Raw genomic sequence first — 17,294 nt, 5'->3', positions numbered from 1 at the left:
ACGGGCTGTTGCGCCCGCGCAGAAATACTTCAAAAGCTCGGCCTGAATGCTTACCGGAAGCCTGCTCCGGCGCCTGAACTTAACCATCTGACAAAAATAGCCTTTCCTAGCTATCTATGTCAGCCCCAAAAATAGAAAGTGGCTGCGTGAATTCTGTTGCAGTGCCCCGTTAAAAACGAGAGAATTATCTATAGCATATAATGTTAGGCGATTAAATTTCGATCGATGACCGAATGCAAATGGGTTTTTGTCATTTTCAACCTACCCGAAAGACTAGGATTGTGATTTATTGACGCGATGCAGCATGCTTGGAATTGGTTGGTGAATGAAAGCCTTTTTCCAATCGCTTCATGTCATTGGCGTCTGGGTATTGCGCACCGTTGTTTTTGTCTTCATCGTTGAACAATGAGATCGTTATCATGAGAGTTTATTTCGTTGGGCATACGAGCTTTGGAAATCGGGGCTGCGAAGCGCTCATTCGCTCTACCGTAAAGATTGTTAGAAGCCGCTTCCCGGAAGCCAAGTTTGCAGTGCCCTCCTCAAATGCCAAGCTCGATATGCGCCAATGGCCTAACTCAAAGGAATTCGGCGTCGAGTTCGTAGGGGTCGAGCCACATCCTGAGCGCTTGAAGTGGTGGAGTAGAATACATAAGCGTGTCTACAAGGGGCTCTACAAGTTTGGTCGGCCGACATTTACAGTTTCGGAAGCGACACGAAGAGAAATAGAAGTCAGCGACGCAGTTATCGTGTCTGGTGGCGACGTGCTTTCCCTGGACTACGAGCTTTATTCGCTCTATTGGCACTCCGGCATTATCGATGCGGCATTGGCACTTGGGAAGCCGGTCCACGTGTGGGCTGCATCAATTGGACCGTTCAACAAAGTGCCCGAGGTCGAGAAACAAATGGTTTCTCTTCTGAAGCGAGTTTCTTCGGTTTCAGTTCGAGAAACGGCAACAAAGGCCTATTTGGAGACCTTGGGAATTCATGTAACACAGGTTGGCGATCCAGCGTTTGTCCTCGACCCAGAGCCGTGGAGTCACCCGTCACTAGCAAGCCCTGGAACAGATGGTTTGCTTGGTTTTAATGTGAGCCCCTTGGTTCGCAGGACAGTCTCCGGTGCGGCTGCTCGGGATAATTTCGACAATGAGATTGTAAATTTCTTGGCCGATGTGCTCAATAACTCGAAGTTATCGATCATTCTTGTGCCACATGTCGGACCATTGGATGGATCGCCAACAAATAACAGCGACTCGGACTATATGAAGTCACTGTTACAACGTGTAGGAGTTAACGACCGAATTGCCTTGATTCCGGATGACCGCAATGCCGCACAACTTAAATATGCGATAGGACAGTGCCGATATTTTATTGGTGCCCGAACCCATGCCACAATTGCCGCCTGGTCTCAAGGTGTTCCTACTTGCTCAATTGCCTACAGTGTAAAGGCGCGCGGATTGAACAAGGACATATTTGATGACGATAGCGTGGTCTTGCCGACGCCTGAAGTATCCCGCAAGACACTCCACGCCGCTCTTGATCATCTCCGACGCAACGAGGATCGATTTGTCACTTTGCTCAGGTCGAGTAGTGATCAACTGAAGGCAAACTCGTATTCTGCCTTGCAGTTGCTGTCAGCAGGAATTGAATGAAATCGGTGTTTCGCAAGATGCAGCAGATCAAGACATCCGAGATGGCGAGGACCTTGGTGTTTGGCTCTGGTGCACGCATTTTCGCACTCGGGTCGCAGTTTGTTGTGCTACTGATCCTAAGCAGGATCATGTCGAAAGAAAACTTCGGCGACCTGATGGTTGTGTTTGCAGTCTATCGGCTTGGTTCAATGGCGCTCGGCACCGGTCTTGGGAACCTCGTTCTCTACCATGTCGGTAGAAGTGGCGGCGATGTTGGGCTCGACAGGCGCATACACCGCAGCGCGACGCTCGCGGGTATGATGTTTGCAGGAGTACTTACCAGCCTATCGATTCTGTTCGCCGAGACAATTGCCACAGTCTTCGGAAAACCTGGCCTCATTACATGGCTGGTCCATATGGCACCACTGATGCTGTTTGGAACCTTGAACACGGTCGCTGTCGGGTCGCTTGATGGTCGGTCCCGGATAACAACCGCCATCATGATAAGCGAAGTGGTTCCAAATGCCATCCGGCTCGGTGGATTGGCATTAATACCAACTTTTGATCTCCCCGTGTACTGCGCAGCTCATGTACTATGGATTTCGGTTGCTCTGCCCTGGTTTTGGGAGGCGCGCCATCTTGTTTCCCGCGACCACCCCGGTCTTTCAGCAATGTCGACCTGGGACGCGCGATATGCCGGGTTCTATGCTCTCAACGTTATTGCTGGCCAACAGCTCCAAGGAGTGGACATAATTATTGCTGGAATGCTTTTTTCATCTGAACAGGTTGCAGGATATGCTATTGTCTCGCGCATAGCGACACTATTCCCCTTTTTTCAGCAGATAATGTTAAGGAAGTCCGCTGCAGACGTGGGGCATTTGCTGCAGAACCGGGAGTATCTAGAACTTAATGCGAAACTCTCTATGCTCCGGCGCTGGTCTCTGATAAGCTTTGGAGTGGTGGCGGGTGTGATAATATTAGCGTCACCATTCATACTAAAACTTTTTGGGAGCTACAGCGATCAAGTAATTCTTCTTATCATTCTCACAACCCCTGCTCTTGTAAGAAGTATATTTGTAGGGAATGACCTCATTCTTAAAATGGATGGCCGCGCAGGCATTAGCCTTCTGTTTGTTATTGCTTCCTTTTTTATTGTTTGTGCGGCTCCTTGGCTAGCTACCGATCATTTTGGCGTTTATGCCTTGCCACTTGGTATGTTCATTAGTGCAGTGGTTTTAAATCCTATTATTGCTTCGATTATATCTCGTTATAGTATACAGTCCGTAGAATATAACGAGTGGCTGCCCCTCGTGGCTTCATTGTGCGCAATTCTCTTTTCTACACTATGTTTTGATGCATACTACGCGGTAGCGATTTCTGGAGCTAGTCTTATGCTGCTGTCACTCCAAGCTTACGCACGGCGCGATTAGTTTCAGAGCGAAAGCTATCAGATTTTTTATTTGACGAAAGTTAACGCAGTCAAATCGTGAGGAAATTATGAGAAAGCTAAAGATGATCCTGCCAAGAGATTTAAAGCATCTCTACAGGACAATACGTGCTGCGATGTTTCTTTTTATTTTTTCGAGTTACGACCTGTATAGATTTTTTAGATCAAGTTCCGCGTTCCGTGTCCGAAAGACAATTGCGCAGGCAGACGCTTTGATCACCATGCAGTATCACACAATTGAAAAGGGTCTAGCGCTGAAACAACCCCGACCTGGTTTTGGAATTGTGGTAGTTGAAAGGCTCGCCGACGCTCTTCATGATCGTATAGTAAAAAAGCTAGAATGGACATCGGCTTGCTCGAACGGGCTTTCCGCACTGATCGCATATCAGAAATTCAATGACGATTCCGGCGTCGAGCGGAATCAGTCTATCGAACGTACAATTGAAGCTGCCCAAGACAGAAACATTGAAGCGAAAGAAGACGCCACGAAAATAGTACATCGACAGGACATCTTAGATTGCACGAATTTCGATGCAGAAGAATTTTTTTGGTCTCGGCATTCAGTCCGGCAGTTCGAAAGTGGAGGTCTAGACATGCAACGCTTCTTGGAGGCTCTGGATTTGGGCCGATCCGCACCGAGCGTGTGCAACCGACAAACTGCTAGAGTTCGTTATGTGATTAATCAAGGAGGTAATTTAGGTTTCTTAGAGCTGCAAAATGGTAATCGCGGATTTGGTTCCACAGCGCAGGCAATCCTCATCATCACATCAGAGTTATCTAACTTCGTAGATCCAGCTGAAAGATATCAGGGATGGATAGATGGAGGCATGTTCGCGATGACAACTCTGTTGGGGTTGCATGCGAAAGGTTTCGGAGCGTGCTGCTTGAACTGGTCACAGACACATACAGCCGACCTGGAACTTCGTAAGCGCCTTAAATTGCCGCCTACTGAAACTGTGATCATGCTGATTGCGGTTGGCAACATGCCAAACGAGTTTCCCGTGGCTCAGTCTAGCCGGCTACCAGCTAATGACATTATAGTGCGGGTTGAACCAACACATTGAATTGCGGCTCCATTTGTATGTCATGTGTACTCACGTCGGTCTATTTTGAGAAAAAGTCATTTTTTACTGGTGCGGGTTGTGAAATGATGCAGAGTAGGGCGTTTTGATATTATAAAGAAACGGGTAAAATGAATGAGCATTTTATCGGCTAAATCGAGCGCGTCGGCCAATGGAAGACTATCTTCAAAAATGCGAACGCTTGGTTTCGCAGTCCTTTGCGCTCTGGGGCTCTTTTGGGATGGCATTCCGCTAATTTGGCTTGGGATCCCGATACCAACATCGCGGTATTTGGTAGGGGTCATAGTTCTTGGATTTTTTCTTATTTCGATCTTGTATAGAACAACACAATCGGGGCCTTGGTCGATATGGGAAGGGATACCGCTTGCATTCATCGGCTGGATCTTGTTCGTATCGATTATTTCTTCGAATTCCTTCTATCCACAACCAATAGCCGGTTGGCTGTTTGCCCTATATTCTATACTCCCATTACTATTGGTCTTTATGTTAAGAACTACAGGTAGCACGGCCGAGGACATTGTTACAGCAATTAACATGACGTCGTTGTTTGTTTGTATTTTGATTTGGATTAGTTTCCTTACAAGTTTTGACATTTTAAGCGACTACCAACGTGCAGCTACGACAGATGTCGGATTGGAGCGGATCGTTGTTTACAAGACGCAGATCTCATTGGCTGCGGGAGTGTATTTTCAAAGAACTGTGGCCGCGAACAGGATTTTTAGAATATTGTCAAATGGCCTGATTTTTGTATTTCTGTTTTCCACTCTTGCAATCATCGTCGAAAGCAGGCTGACGTTGGCGGCGGTGTTGCTAGCAATTTTTTCTTACGTAGTGATTTTTGTGCGGGGGCGTCGAAAGTATCTATTGCTTTCAGGTGGATCGCTATTGTCATTAGTTTTTTTTCCGATTTTTCTAGGGAAGTATGTCGAGCAATTTTTACGTTATGATAATTACATTTCCGATGATCAAAGCATCCAATGGCGTCTTTTGACAGCACGTTACTACAATGACATATTCGATAACACTATGGGCTTTGGGTTCGGAATCATGTCGAGCGGGGAGGGTCGAGATAACCCGTTCTCATTCGCGCAACATCGAGCGGGAGAGTTGTTTGACGGATACGGGTACAATTTGTACTTGGCTGATACAGGCATACTTGGAGCATTGTTCCAATTTGGGTATGTAGGAATTTTGTTTGTTGCTGGGATGAGCCTTATTGTATCGTACTCCTTGATATCTACAGGTTATGGAAAATCGACGACAGAGAAAGATGTAGCAGTGATCGGATTGGTAGTACTTTTCTACGTAGTTAGCCCGTGGCCCACCAACTTTTTTTCATTGGAATGGTCGGTAGGTGTTGGAGGATACATATGGGCACTTGCAGCTGCCTCGAGTTCGGCAAGGAGTAGAAGGCCTATCCATTAGAAAAAACACAAATGCACTTACCTGTATGCTCAGCGAGCGGTCATACGTTTTGAAAGATGATCGTCCAAAAGCAGAGCATACTCCTGCCCAATCCGCGTCCAGTCTAGACGTTGCTCCAAAGCTTGACGAGAGAGTACGGCCCGATCACCAACAAAGTCGATTGGGAGGAGCGCAAAGGCCTGAAGTGCATCTGCGATCGTTTCCGGCGAAACAGGTCGTTGGATCTCGTGTAGGTGAAGTCCCATTGTCTGCAGCTCACCAATGCCGCCAGCCGCGGTGGCGATCAATATCCGTTCGGAAAAGCATGCCAGGACTGCAACCCCCGACTGCGAATTGAAGTCCTCATATGGCAGGAGTACGGCATCTGATTCCGCAATGAGTTTCTGCAACCGGCCTTCCTCCACGAAGCCGATTTCCGTCTTGATCACATGTTCATGCCCGATGATCGCTTCGCTGCACTGCGTCCAGTAACTCTGATCTTCCGCATGCACAGCCCCAGCAATCAACAGTCGGAGCCGTGGGAAGCGGCCATGATACGACGAGAATGCTTCGATTGCCTCCTTAATTCGCTTGTTGCGCCGCAACGTGCCGAAGAGAATGACCTGGCCAGTACCGCTGATCGGTGCCATGCGCTCCGGAACATAGGCGCCGTGAGGGATCACCGAAATACGATCCGGTGCAATTCCATAATCTGATACAAGTTCCGCCTTGGCGGCCTCTGTCAATGTCACAAGGTGACTTGGCAGTCGGTAGGTTAGGCGGTGTAGAGCCTGCTCGACCCTTCGGAACCTTTCGGGAAACGCCCATGCATGCGGTGTGGCATCATGCACGATGTAAACAAGGCGACCGCCAAGCAACCGGATAAGCAAAAAATGCGCCACCCCGACTGGGAGAAAATCAATGAAGGAATAAAGAAACACCCGGCTCCGGAGCCTGGCGCGGACGATTCCCGCAAAAACGTCTGTCATTTTCCGTGAGAACTGCGTGACCCGAAATGCTAATGTTCCCTTCCCATCCGGCCCCTTCGATGTTTTGATGCGAGACAGGTTTTGATGATGTCCTTCGCGCTCAATCGGTTCGGCTTCGGGCGATATGAGCGTGAGTGCAATTCCCGCCTCGGCCATGCCTCTCGCCAACGCATTCACGAACCAGCCGGCTCCGCCTTTCCAGCAAGGCGATATGAAATTCACCTTTGGAGGGTTCATCTGATTTCCTATACTCATTTGGGAGATGACAGCAAATTTTCGTACAGTTCCAAAGTCCGTTTAAAATAATTCTGACTTGTGTAGTTATTTTGAACGAAATTGTATGTGGCGTCACCCATGCGCGCTACGTCTGAATCCGGCAGAGAAGCAACTAGCCCCAGAACACGGGCAAGATCATCTTTATCGCCCGATCTGAAGCTCCAGCCTGTCTCTCCCTCCACAATCAGTTCTGGAATTCCGCCAATCCGCGCGCCAATCAGAGGCTTACCCCGGGCAAATGCCTCGATCACGCTCATCGGGCCGTTTTCATACCATTCGGAAGGCAGAACAATAGCACGCGATGCATCAATCTCCTGGTGAAGTGCTTCGCCGGACAAAAAACCTAGAAATGTGACGTCAGCCATTGTTTTCCTAGCAAGCTCACGAAGGACACTTTCCTCCGGTCCGGTGCCAGCAATCCGAACCCTTGCACCAGATAGAGCGGCTGCAGCTATAAGGGTCTTAAGCCCTTTTTCTGGAGCTAGCCTCCCAAAATAGAGGAACGAAGTGCCTGGGGGGTGCAGTCGTAAGTCGTTAGGCATCTCTATGAAATTCGGGATATGGACAATCTTATGCGGACTCCAGCCCCACTCAATTAGCTTGGCCTGATAGAATTTGCTAGGGGCCACAATGGTGTCCAAATGCCTATCGTACAAATTCAAGGCCTTATGAACAGCAGACTCAACCATGATAACTGCACTTCCTAACAAGTTATCTTTTATGCAACGGTTCCTTACAACGTTCCATACTCGACCGCCCTTGCAGGACTCGCATACTCCACCTGAGTGCATCATTTTGTAAGCTGGACACGCGATTTTCAGATCATGTGCGGTCATGACAGTTGGTATTCGGCGCGATTTTGCCTCGACCAAAACAGATGGAGATAGATGATGATAGATGCAATGAAAATGCGCTATATCCACCTTAATACTGTCTAATAACCTTCCTAACTTTTGCTTTGCATCATAAGAATAAATGACGCGCGCAGCGCTCTTCAATTGATCGATTAACCCATTTGAATGCCCGTAGTCGACCCGCTCGGCGAACAGATGCTCCGTTGCTGCTGAAACGTTATCCGGATGCTGCATCGAAAAGAATGCATTCTTCCATCCATGCTTCTCGAAAAGGGCAGCATGTGAGAAATAAACCGCATCAGATCCACCTCTTAAGTAATGATAGCTATTGACAGACAAAAGAGTGGTCATTGTTTCATTTCCTCTCCAGATGTCGACTGACTGCTGGTTCCGTCTTCAATATGTTTTTGTAGTGGATCTGGCGCCAACCACTTGGCAGGGGGGGGGGCTTCTAAAGTTTCTTGTCGAAGGAATGTGTCGGCATATGTAGTCAACACATCCAACCATTGAAAATTTGCCTTATGCTGGTCTCGGGCAAATATACGCGAATGTTCAAGATTGTTATTTTGACACGCAAGTCCAATGGCTTCCTCACAGCTTTGGACATCACTAAAAAACACCTGCCCGTCGCCAGCCACCCATCTGTTGAACCGATTGTCATGGGCAATCACCGCGCAGCCGCAGCCTAGCGCCTCGACCAGGGAAGGATTGGTGCCACCGACCTGATGGCCATGCAGATAGGCACGGCAAAACACCCGAAGCGCCTCCACTGTCGCCTTGTCATAGATTGCGCCCAGAAATACGACTTCGGGGGATCCTGCCTTGCGCACGGCCCGGTGATAAGGATTGTTTGGGTCCATATTGCCAAGCACTGCCAACTTCATACCCCGCGCCGTCTTGGAAAAGGCACGCACGATTTCAAGGATTGAATTCTCCGGCTCGATCCGAGCGATCGAGACAAAATATTCATTGGGTGAAAGACCATAAGGAACCAAGAGTTCCGCATTGCCGTCCGTCACCTCATCGGCCCCATAGGGGATGACGACAGAGCGCCGGCAGCCGATGCGTCTCAAATGCGCGGCAATTTCCGGATGATCCGCAATCGGTGTAGAGCAGACATGGGCACCGACGATCTCATTGATAAAAAACCAGGCTTTGGCTGGAAGCGACCACTTGGCCCGCTTCCATTCGATGCCGTCCATGTTCATGACTACCCGCCGCCCCTTCAGGCGCTGAAGGATAGTGAAAATGGCTGTGTTGTAACCTAGCACGAGGTCAATACCGGGACGCTTCAGCACGTCTCGAGTGCACTTCCAGTCAAACTCGATGGTACCGACTGGGCCGCCACGTTTAACACCGATGTGGATGCGGTGAATGCCCTCCCAATCGTCCTCGTGATAGGGCGCGACCGCAGGCGCCGAGCCGTCGTCAACCTGGCAATACACATTCACGGTCCAGCCACGATCCCGCAAATAGGGCGCAAGTTTCGCGGCGAATGTTTCAAAACCGCCGTGGGCGGCGGGTAAGCCACGAATCCCGAGAATGTTCAGGGTTTTGTCTGCGGACACGCGTCCCGTCTCCATTTCGGTCATGGCTTGGTGACCAATGCACGAACGTAGCAGGCATAGTTTCCTTTGCCTTGTGCCCCAGGTGACGCAACTAGCCCTGCTTCATTGATGAAGCCCATCCGCCAAGCCACCTCTTCCGGGCAGGCGATCTTGAAACCTTGGCGCCGTTCGAGCGTCGCAACGTATTCTGCCGCCTCAAGCAGACTGTCTGGAGTTCCGGTGTCCAGCCATGCGTAGCCGCGGCCCATGATTTCAACGGAGAGTGTGCCGGCATCCAGGTAGCAGCGGTTGAGGTCGCTGATCTCCAGCTCGCCACGTGCGGATGGCTTCAGGCTTGCAGCATAGTCAACGACCTTTTCGTCATAAAAGTAAAGACCCGTCACGGCCCAGTTTGACTTCGGTTTCGCCGGCTTTTCCTCGATCGACATTGCTCGCATTGCGCTATCGAATTCGACCACGCCATAGCGCTCAGGATCATTGACATGGTAAGCGAAGACGCTTGCACCGGTTGTCCGTTCGGCGGCTCGGCGTGTGAGCTCCGGCATGCCATGACCATAGAAGATGTTGTCGCCAAGGATCAGGCACGAGGGCGCCCCGGCGACAAAGTCTGCTCCGATGATGAAGGCTTGAGCCAGCCCATCCGGGCTTGGTTGTTCAGCATAGGAGAGCGAGATGCCCCATTGCGCGCCGTCACCCAACAGGCGCTGGAAATTCGGCAGGTCGTGCGGTGTCGAGATGATCAGGATCTCGCGGATGCCTGCGAGCATGAGCGTTGACAGCGGATAGTAGATCATCGGCTTGTCATAGACCGGCATCAGCTGCTTCGATGTAACCAACGTCATCGGGTGAAGCCGTGTCCCACTGCCGCCGGCAAGAATAATGCCTTTCATGCGAAACTCCTGAAGCTCAGGCCGGAACAATAAGCCGGCGTGTAATCATCTCAATTGATGTTTGCCATTCTGGCAGAACGATCCCGTGAACCCGTTCGATCTTGCGTGTATCGAGCCTGGAATTGGGAGGTCGGCGTGCGGGCGTTGGGTACTCTGTGGTGCTTATTCTTTCGACGGAAACCGACTTGCGTGTGTGTTCTGCAAGAACAGCAAATATGACGTCTGCAAGGTCCGCCCATGAACCCGTATCCGTCGGCCCCATGTGAAAGGTTCCGCGCAGGTTGGAGTCGTTGGTGTCTGAAAGCAGCCTTTTGGCAACGGCCAGAATGCCATCGGCAATGTCCAGTGCAGATGTCGGGCCGCCGTACTGATCGGCAACAACGCGGACATGATCACGTGTTTCAGCGAGACGCAGCATCGTCTTGACGAAGTTTGCGCCAAATGGGCTCACAACCCAGGCGATTCTAAGGATCGCATGATTGGGTGTCGCGGAAGCAACGGCAACCTCGCCGGCGAGTTTGGACGCGCCATAAACGCCAAGAGGACCAACGGGATCGTCTTCCGTCCACAGGCCATCCTTGCTGCCATCAAAGACATAGTCGGTCGACAGGTGAATTACCGGAACGCCGAGCACTCGGGCGGCAGCTGCCACGGTGCCAGCGCCAGTCGCATTGATGCGCCAGGCGACATCTTGCTCCGCTTCCGCCTTGTCGACCGCCGTGTAGGCGGCAGCAGATACGATAACGTCCGGCTTGGTGGCCGCAAGTGCCGGCAACACTGTGGAGGGTTCAAGCAAATCCAGCTGCGGTCGTCCCACTGGGACGATCGTCGCGCCCGCACCTGTGCCGCGTTCGACAAGAGCAGTAACGACCTGGCCTGATGTCCCGGTGACAGCGATCCGCATCAGAGTGTTCCCAAACGTTCGCCGGCGTAGACTTTTTCGCGCAGTGGGCGCCACCACCACTCGTTCTCCAGGTACCATTCCACAGTCTTCTCGATCCCACTGTCGAATGTTTCGCCAGCGCGCCAACCAAGCTCGCTCTCTAGTTTGGTAGCATCGATCGCATAGCGCTGATCGTGGCCAGGCCGGTCAGCGACGAACGTGATCAGTTCGCTGCGAGGCCGGTCTGCAGGCTGCAGCTTGTCAAGAATGGCGCATATCGTCTGAACTACATCAATGTTCTTGCGTTCATTGCGGCCGCCAACATTGTATTTCTCACCTACGCGTCCATGACCGCCAATCAGGTGCAAGGCCTTGGCATGGTCCTCCACATACAGCCAGTCACGGATGTTCTTGCCGTCGCCATAAACCGGCAGCGGCTTGCCATGTAGCGCGTTGAGAATGATCAGCGGTATCAGCTTCTCGGGGAAGTGATACGGTCCGTAGTTGTTCGAGCAATTCGAAACAACAACCGGCAAACCATATGTACGATGCCAGGCGATTGCCAGATGGTCCGAGGCTGCTTTCGAAGCCGAGTATGGCGAAGAGGGGGCGTAAGGGGTTGTCTCATGAAAAAGACCGTCTGCCCCCAATGAACCATAGACTTCATCGGTCGATACATGCAGGAAGCGGAAGCGCGTCTTCTGATCGTCCTCCAACGCCATCCAATAGTGTCGGGCCGCTTCAAGGAGCGCAAAAGTTCCAACTACGTTGGTTTGGATAAACTCGCCAGCGCCTGAGATCGAGCGATCGACATGGCTTTCGGCAGCGAGATGATAGACCCGGTCCGGGCGGAAACTCAAAAACGCCTCGGCCATGCTTGCCCTGTCGCAAATGTCGGCCTGCAAGAACTGGTGATTTGGCCGATTGTCAACAGCCTTAAGAGACTGCAGGTTGCCAGCATAGGTCAGTTTGTCGACAGTCAGTACATCGGCGCCGATGTCGAGAACAAGATGTCGGACCAATGCTGACCCAATGAAGCCCGCTCCGCCTGTCACAAGAATACGCATGTGTTTCAGGCTCCTGTTGCTGCATATTGGAAAGGTGGTTCGATCTGTTCAAGCAATGGTGCGGTTTGATCTTTAGCAGATAGCGTTAAAGGCGCTTCAGACATCGGCCAATCGATACCAAGTGCCGGATCGTTCCAGCGGATACAGTTGTCGTGTTCGGGGGAGTAGTAACTTGTTACCTTGTACAACACCGCAGTTTCAGGCTTCAGGGTGACAAAGCCATGGGCGAAGCCAACCGGAATCCAAAGCCAGGCCCCATTTTCAGGAGTAAGCTCTGCGGCCACGTGCTGCCCGTAGGTTGAAGATCCCGAGCGAATATCGACGGCCACATCAAGGATTGCACCGGAAAGGCATCTGATAAGCTTGCCCTGACCGACCGGTTCCCGTTGAAAATGCAAGCCGCGCAGGGTGCCTGCTGTTGCCGACAGCGACTGGTTGTCTTGAACGAAACGGACAGGTCCGACATCAGCCTGAAACTGATCCTCTCGGAATAACTCGCTGAAAAAACCTCGATCGTCGCCGTGGCGTTTGGGAGTGATCTTGATAACGTCGGGGATAAACTGGCGTTCAAGAAGCATTAAAAACCTCAAGGACTAGGATCTGTAGATCCACAATTACTGACCCAACGGCCTTAGCCCCGTCCCGCGCTCGCATACGCAAATCCGTGCCGGGTCACGTCGCTGGCCTTGTAGACATTGCGCAGGTCGACGAGGACCGGGGCGGTCATCACGGTCTTGAGGCGCGGGAAGTCGAGGGCGCGGAAGGCGTCCCATTCGGTGACGATGACGAGAGCGTCCGCGCCGGTGGCGCAGTCATAGGCGTCTTTTGTGTAGGTCACGTTGTCGGGCAGGCACTTCGCCGCCTCCATGCCCTCCGGGTCATAGCCGCGGATGGTGGCGCCGCCATCCTGCAGCGCCTGGATGATCGACAGCGAAGGGGCCTCGCGCATGTCGTCGGTGTTCGGCTTGAAGGTGAGGCCGAGAATGGCGATCGTCTTGCCGCGCAGGTCACCACCCACCGCCGCCACCACCTTGCGCGCCATGGCGCGCTTGCGCTGGTCGTTGATCGCCGTCATGGTCTCTATCAGGCGCAGTGGTTTGTCATGGTGGGAAGTGGTTTTCACCAACTGCGGCGTGTTCCCTAGGAAGTACGAGCCGCGATAGCCGGGGCTAATCGTCGCAATCTTCATGTCAAAACCCTGATCAAACGACTAGGCTAAATTTAAGCAATAATTGTGCCAAGAGCCTGCATCTGCTCCGTGCAGCCAGAAAAATGGGCTGCCAATAGCTGATGACGTTCTTGCAAATATCCCCAGTGTTCCGCGAGCTGCTTACCGAGCAGCAGATCACTTAACGTATTGTTACCTGAGTTTAATGTCAGTTTCAATTTGCTGCTGCCGCTGAGACGGGCATCCGCAATTTAAAGTTTGATTAAGATTAATGCAGCATAGACCGGTCCAGCCCACATGTCTGCGGGCCGGACCGGCGTTTGGAGTGGTCCGCTTCGTCAGCTTGCCGCAAATTTCAGCAGGCGGAGGGCATTGAAGTCGGAGATGCCGCCGCCAACGCGCTTGGTGGCGTAGAACAGGATGTATGGCTTGGCGGAATAGGGATCACGCAGGATCTGCACACCCTGGCGGTCCACGATCAGATAGGCCCGCCGGAAGTCGCCGAAGGCAATGGAGCTGCTGCCGGCGCTGATTACGGGCATCTCGTCGCATTCGGTGATGGGAAAGCCCATCAGCGACATGCGGAACCCGTCCGCAATGCTGGTCTGGAACAGGTAGCTGCCATCCCCGGTCTTCAGCCGCCGCACGGCGCTCAAGGTCATGCGGTTCATCAGGAAGCCGCCGTTCTTGCGGTAGCGGGCGGGCAGGGCGTGGACCAGTTCGATCAGACTATCGGCCCCGTTCTTCGCATCGAAGCCTCCGGCGGTCCCGGTCAGGCTGGTGCCGACGCTGCCGAAGGCAGGGGTGCTGCTCACCTGCTGCGGATAGGAGAGAATGCCGCGCGGGCTGGCGCTGCCGCTGCCGGAGATGAAGGCCTCCGTCTCTTGTGCGCTGAAGGCATCGGCCAGTTCCTGCACCAGCCAGCTTTCCACATCGATGATGGCATCATCCAGCAACTGCTTGGTCGTCACCGGCATGGCATAAAGCTCCATGGCCGGGAAGGAAAGTTCTGCAATCTGCGGTGTGCTGGTGGCCGGGCGCTCCGCCGTTTCCGCCACCCAGCCGGTGCCCGGCCCGGAGATGGAAAAGGGACGCTTATAAACCGCCGTGGAAATGGTCATCACTGAGGCAATCGACCGGATGGGGGACTCGGCCTTCAGCGACGTGTGCAACTGTTCGTCCATTTCCGGATGCACGATGAAGCCGCCATCGGCTTCCGACCCCACCGAAAGCCCCTTGATTTCCAGGCTGTCGAAGCCGTCCGTCTTGCCCTTGCGGATATAGGTGTCAAAGGCTGACTTCTGCTCGTTCGGCCCTTGAGGCAGATCCTGCCCCAGATGGGGGCGCTGTGCCCGCAACAGGTTGCGGGTCATCTCGTCAAGGCGGTTCTCGATCCGCATGAGCTTTTGCTCGGTCAGCGGGTCCGCCCCCTTCTGCGTGGTGATCTCGCGCAGGCGCTCGTCATTCACCGCCTTGAAATCCTCAAACACGCGCAGGTGTTCCTCGAACTGCTGCTCCAGCGCAGCGGTTACAGCCGTTTCCTGGTGCTGCCGCGGCTCGATGCCATAGGCCTTGTATTCAAGCCCGGCACGGGGCGCCAGAAAGCTGCCCTCCTTGAAGTTTGCACCGTAAAGATCTGCCGATTGCATGCTGTCCATGCTGCTTTCAATCCGGTCTTCCATGTCTGCGCCTTCCTCTTCTGTGTTCCTCGTGATGGAGGCGCCGCCCGCCCTGAAGAAGCCCCGCGCCGCATCCGGTTGCCTTGCTGCCGATGATCGAAACTCATCGGATCGAGGTCTTGGCCGCTGGCGTCCCGCCATTGCCTGGCAGGGCGCCGCTACTCGCAACCAATCAGCAACAACAGGAAGATATTCCTACAGGTCCGGAGAGTGAGGATAAGTTTTCAGGGATAATTTTTTTGTTCGTGAATTCAGCGGGTTACAGGCATCTTAACTGGAAAAGGCCGTTGATAAGTGCTGACATGCGCCTTGCTGTGGTGGCCGCATGCCTCAGTCTCACGTGCCCTCGCCTTATCTGCGCTTGCCTCATTTGCGCCCGCCTCGGGGCTCTGCATCGGGGAGGCATCAGGCCTCACAAGGCTCAGGCGCTGTGCGCAGGAACACAAGACCCCGGTGAGACGGGCTCACCGGGGTCTTGTCTCATATCAAGGCTCTGACCCCAAGGCGCTGAGGGGCCGAAGCATCACGCCTTGAACTTGCAGAAGTGGCACGCGGGTTGAGCTGCTCCCGATGCGGTGAGGCGCATCGGGAGCAGGTATCAGGCGCCGGCGGCGAGGCGGACGGCGATGAGCCGGGCGGCGTCACCGGTCAGCGGCCCCTGGCGGCAGCGCTCGCCGGAAGGGCCAGCGTCACACAGCGCGCTGATGGCGCGGATGGTGTCCCGGGTGAGCAGGCCGTTGAGCGGCCCCTTGTACAGCCCGCGCGCCTGCATCTCATCCTGCACGAGATAGACAAAGGCATTGGCATTGGACCAGCGCAGGGTGGTGAGCAGGTTGAGGCGCGTCTGCTGTGGGGCCTGCCTGAAAGCTTCGGCCAGGGCGGCGAAATCGGCGCGGGAGCGTGCTGTTGTACCGAGGATCAGCAGTTTTTCGTGAGCGTTTTGCGCTGGATTCAGCAGCGGTGCATAGGCCGCAAGGGTTGCCTTCGCCTTGGACGGATTGGCGCTGAGGGCATTGCCAGCACCGCTCCTGTAAAGGCTGATGAGACGCCGGGCAGCATCGGCATTCCCGGCGTTGGCTGCGGCTTCCAGGCTTTCGATGGCAGCGCGGACATTCTGCTTTTGACCCTTGCCATAAAGGGCCCATTCGCCGAGGAGGACTGTTGCGCCAGTGTTACCGAGTGCTTCGGCCCTACGCGCGAAGGCAAGCGCCTCGGATTGGCTGGATCGGCGTCCGAAGTCGCCGTTCATGTGGCCGCGCGCAAGATCCAGAAGTGCCCAGCTATTGCCGGCCGCGGCAGCTTTTTCATAGGCGGCCAGAGCTTTTTGAGCGTTTTTCGGCACTCCATTGCCGTATCGGTATGTGCTGGCAAGGCGAAGAAGGGCGGTCACATTGCCAGTGTCTGAGGCGGCTTCGAGCAGCCGCAGCCCTTCCGCTGGATCAGGTGCCGCTAGTTCGCCGCGCAAAAGGACATCCGCCAGTAACAGCATCGCAGAGAGGTTCCCTGCGTCTGCCTCTTTGCGAAGAAGGTTAAGGCCCTTCTCAACATCTTGAGGTTCGCCAATCCCCCACAGGGCAGCCTCCGCCAAGCGTAAGCTGGCACTGGAAGATCCGGCACTCTCAGCTTTTTGGAAAAAGGCCAGTGACTTTGCCGCATCTACTGGTACGCCAATACCGTCCCTGTAGATTTCCCCGAGACGTACATAGCCGGAGGCATTTCCCGCTTCTGCTGCGCGGGTCAGGTAGTCAACGGCCCTAGCGCCATCCACGGGAATGGGGCCACCGCGGGTATAAAGATCGCCCAAGGTGTGAAGCGCCCAGCGGTCGCCGGTCTCTGCCACTTCGGTGAGCAAGGCAAGGCCCTCTTCGGGCTTTGCTTCGGTGCCCAGGCCTGCAATGAGTGCGCGGGCAACGTTGATCTGTCCGGATGTATGACCGGCACCGGCTGCCTCTTGGAAATACTGAAGGGCCTTGACGGGGTCCTTGTCGACGCCAATACCGTCCCTGTAGATTTCCCCGAGACGGACATAGCCGGAGGCATTCCCAGCTTCTGCGGCGCGGGTCAGGTAGTCAACGGCCCTGGCACCATCCACCGGAATGGGGCCACCGCGGGTATAAAGATCGCCCAAGGTGTGAAGCGCCCAGCGGTCGCCGGTCTCTGCCACTTCGGTGAGCAAGGCAAGGCCCTGTTCGGGCTTTGCTTCGGTGCCCAGGCCTGCAATGAGTGCGCGGGCAACGTTGATCTGTCCGGATGTATGACCGGCATCGGCTGCCTCTTGGAAATACTGAAGGGCCTTGACGGGGTCCTTGTCGACGCCAATACCGTCCCTGTAGATTTCCCCGAGACGGACATAGCCGGA

General features: G+C 53.7%; 13 protein-coding genes and 1 pseudogene. 4 read left to right on the top strand and 10 right to left on the bottom strand.

The genetic code is table 11. The annotated features are described in order from the left end of the window. Nucleotides 1-419: 419 nt before the first annotated feature. The 4 genes from IF10I1_RS08585 to IF10I1_RS08570 all read left to right on the top strand — a co-directional run bounded on the left by IF10I1_RS08585 (nucleotide 420) and on the right by IF10I1_RS08570 (nucleotide 5,582). Nucleotides 420-1,649, top strand: a complete 1,230-nt coding sequence (locus IF10I1_RS08585; RefSeq protein WP_186424460.1) for a polysaccharide pyruvyl transferase family protein — start codon at nucleotides 420-422, stop codon at nucleotides 1,647-1,649. Next, on the top strand, nucleotides 1,646-3,058 hold the full coding sequence (locus IF10I1_RS08580; protein WP_186424459.1) for a lipopolysaccharide biosynthesis protein: 1,413 nt from the start codon (nucleotides 1,646-1,648) through the stop codon (nucleotides 3,056-3,058). Before IF10I1_RS08585 ends, IF10I1_RS08580 begins: the two co-directional genes overlap by 4 nt. Before the next feature lie 67 nt (nucleotides 3,059-3,125). Further along, on the top strand, nucleotides 3,126-4,139 hold the full coding sequence (locus tag IF10I1_RS08575) for a nitroreductase family protein (protein ID WP_186424458.1): 1,014 nt from the start codon (nucleotides 3,126-3,128) through the stop codon (nucleotides 4,137-4,139). 132 nt (nucleotides 4,140-4,271) lie between these two features. Further along, complete coding sequence (locus tag IF10I1_RS08570) at nucleotides 4,272-5,582, top strand: O-antigen ligase family protein (protein WP_186424457.1); 1,311 nt, start codon at nucleotides 4,272-4,274, stop codon at nucleotides 5,580-5,582. Between the two features lie 29 nt (nucleotides 5,583-5,611). Here IF10I1_RS08570 and IF10I1_RS08565 read toward each other — a convergent pair whose 3' ends face one another. The 10 genes and pseudogenes from IF10I1_RS08565 to IF10I1_RS08520 form a co-directional block, all read right to left on the bottom strand. Further along, a complete protein-coding gene (locus IF10I1_RS08565) occupies nucleotides 5,612-6,787 on the bottom strand; it encodes a glycosyltransferase family 4 protein (protein WP_186424456.1) in 1,176 nt (391 codons plus the stop codon). Nucleotides 6,788-6,801: 14 nt separating this feature from the next. Continuing rightward, a complete protein-coding gene (locus tag IF10I1_RS08560) occupies nucleotides 6,802-8,031 on the bottom strand; it encodes a glycosyltransferase (protein ID WP_186424455.1) in 1,230 nt (409 codons plus the stop codon). After that, nucleotides 8,028-9,272: a DUF1972 domain-containing protein gene (locus IF10I1_RS08555; RefSeq protein ID WP_208994265.1), complete on the bottom strand. Its 1,245-nt coding sequence runs from the start codon at nucleotides 9,270-9,272 to the stop codon at nucleotides 8,028-8,030. The genes IF10I1_RS08560 and IF10I1_RS08555 overlap by 4 nt, the downstream gene beginning before the upstream one ends. Further along, nucleotides 9,269-10,138, bottom strand: coding sequence for a glucose-1-phosphate thymidylyltransferase RfbA (rfbA, locus tag IF10I1_RS08550; protein ID WP_186424454.1), 870 nt, complete (start codon nucleotides 10,136-10,138; stop codon nucleotides 9,269-9,271). The genes IF10I1_RS08555 and rfbA overlap by 4 nt, the downstream gene beginning before the upstream one ends. A gap of 16 nt (nucleotides 10,139-10,154) precedes the next feature. Further along, nucleotides 10,155-11,042 (bottom strand): dTDP-4-dehydrorhamnose reductase, encoded by an 888-nt coding sequence (rfbD, locus tag IF10I1_RS08545; RefSeq protein WP_186424453.1) that lies wholly within the window; start codon nucleotides 11,040-11,042, stop codon nucleotides 10,155-10,157. After that, a complete protein-coding gene (gene rfbB, locus IF10I1_RS08540; RefSeq protein ID WP_186424452.1) occupies nucleotides 11,042-12,088 on the bottom strand; it encodes a dTDP-glucose 4,6-dehydratase in 1,047 nt (348 codons plus the stop codon). Before rfbB ends, rfbD begins: the two co-directional genes overlap by 1 nt. A 5-nt stretch (nucleotides 12,089-12,093) precedes the next feature. After that, complete coding sequence (gene rfbC, locus IF10I1_RS08535) at nucleotides 12,094-12,666, bottom strand: dTDP-4-dehydrorhamnose 3,5-epimerase (protein ID WP_186424451.1); 573 nt, start codon at nucleotides 12,664-12,666, stop codon at nucleotides 12,094-12,096. Between the two features lie 53 nt (nucleotides 12,667-12,719). Next, a pseudogene (locus IF10I1_RS08530) lies at nucleotides 12,720-13,259 on the bottom strand (UDP binding domain-containing protein); the annotation flags it as partial. A 335-nt stretch (nucleotides 13,260-13,594) separates the two neighbouring features. Continuing rightward, nucleotides 13,595-14,938: a phage major capsid protein gene (locus IF10I1_RS08525; RefSeq protein ID WP_197717579.1), complete on the bottom strand. Its 1,344-nt coding sequence runs from the start codon at nucleotides 14,936-14,938 to the stop codon at nucleotides 13,595-13,597. Between the two features lie 595 nt (nucleotides 14,939-15,533). Continuing rightward, nucleotides 15,534-17,294 (bottom strand): tetratricopeptide repeat protein (locus IF10I1_RS08520; protein WP_186424449.1); only part of this gene is annotated, 1,761 nt, incomplete at its 5' end.

The organism is Pannonibacter sp. I15F10I1 (assembly GCF_900185665.1).
GTDB classification, from domain to species: Bacteria; Pseudomonadota; Alphaproteobacteria; order Rhizobiales; family Stappiaceae; genus Pannonibacter; species Pannonibacter indicus.
The sequence above is the reverse complement of the archived record's forward strand: the minus strand, read 5'-3'. Positions and strand labels throughout refer to the sequence as shown.

Coding starts and splice junctions, on each gene's coding strand:
- IF10I1_RS08580 (WP_186424459.1), top strand. CDS start 1,646: ATGAAATCGGTGTTTCGCAAGATGCAGCAGATCAAGACATCCGAGATG.
- IF10I1_RS08560 (WP_186424455.1), bottom strand. CDS start 8,031: ATGACCACTCTTTTGTCTGTCAATAGCTATCATTACTTAAGAGGTGGA.
- rfbA (WP_186424454.1), bottom strand. CDS start 10,138: ATGAAAGGCATTATTCTTGCCGGCGGCAGTGGGACACGGCTTCACCCG.
- IF10I1_RS08565 (WP_186424456.1), bottom strand. CDS start 6,787: ATGAACCCTCCAAAGGTGAATTTCATATCGCCTTGCTGGAAAGGCGGA.
- rfbC (WP_186424451.1), bottom strand. CDS start 12,666: ATGCTTCTTGAACGCCAGTTTATCCCCGACGTTATCAAGATCACTCCC.
- IF10I1_RS08555 (WP_208994265.1), bottom strand. CDS start 9,272: ATGACCGAAATGGAGACGGGACGCGTGTCCGCAGACAAAACCCTGAAC.
- rfbB (WP_186424452.1), bottom strand. CDS start 12,088: ATGCGTATTCTTGTGACAGGCGGAGCGGGCTTCATTGGGTCAGCATTG.
- IF10I1_RS08585 (WP_186424460.1), top strand. CDS start 420: ATGAGAGTTTATTTCGTTGGGCATACGAGCTTTGGAAATCGGGGCTGC.
- rfbD (WP_186424453.1), bottom strand. CDS start 11,042: ATGCGGATCGCTGTCACCGGGACATCAGGCCAGGTCGTTACTGCTCTT.
- IF10I1_RS08570 (WP_186424457.1), top strand. CDS start 4,272: ATGAGCATTTTATCGGCTAAATCGAGCGCGTCGGCCAATGGAAGACTA.
- IF10I1_RS08575 (WP_186424458.1), top strand. CDS start 3,126: ATGAGAAAGCTAAAGATGATCCTGCCAAGAGATTTAAAGCATCTCTAC.
- IF10I1_RS08525 (WP_197717579.1), bottom strand. CDS start 14,938: ATGGAAGACCGGATTGAAAGCAGCATGGACAGCATGCAATCGGCAGAT.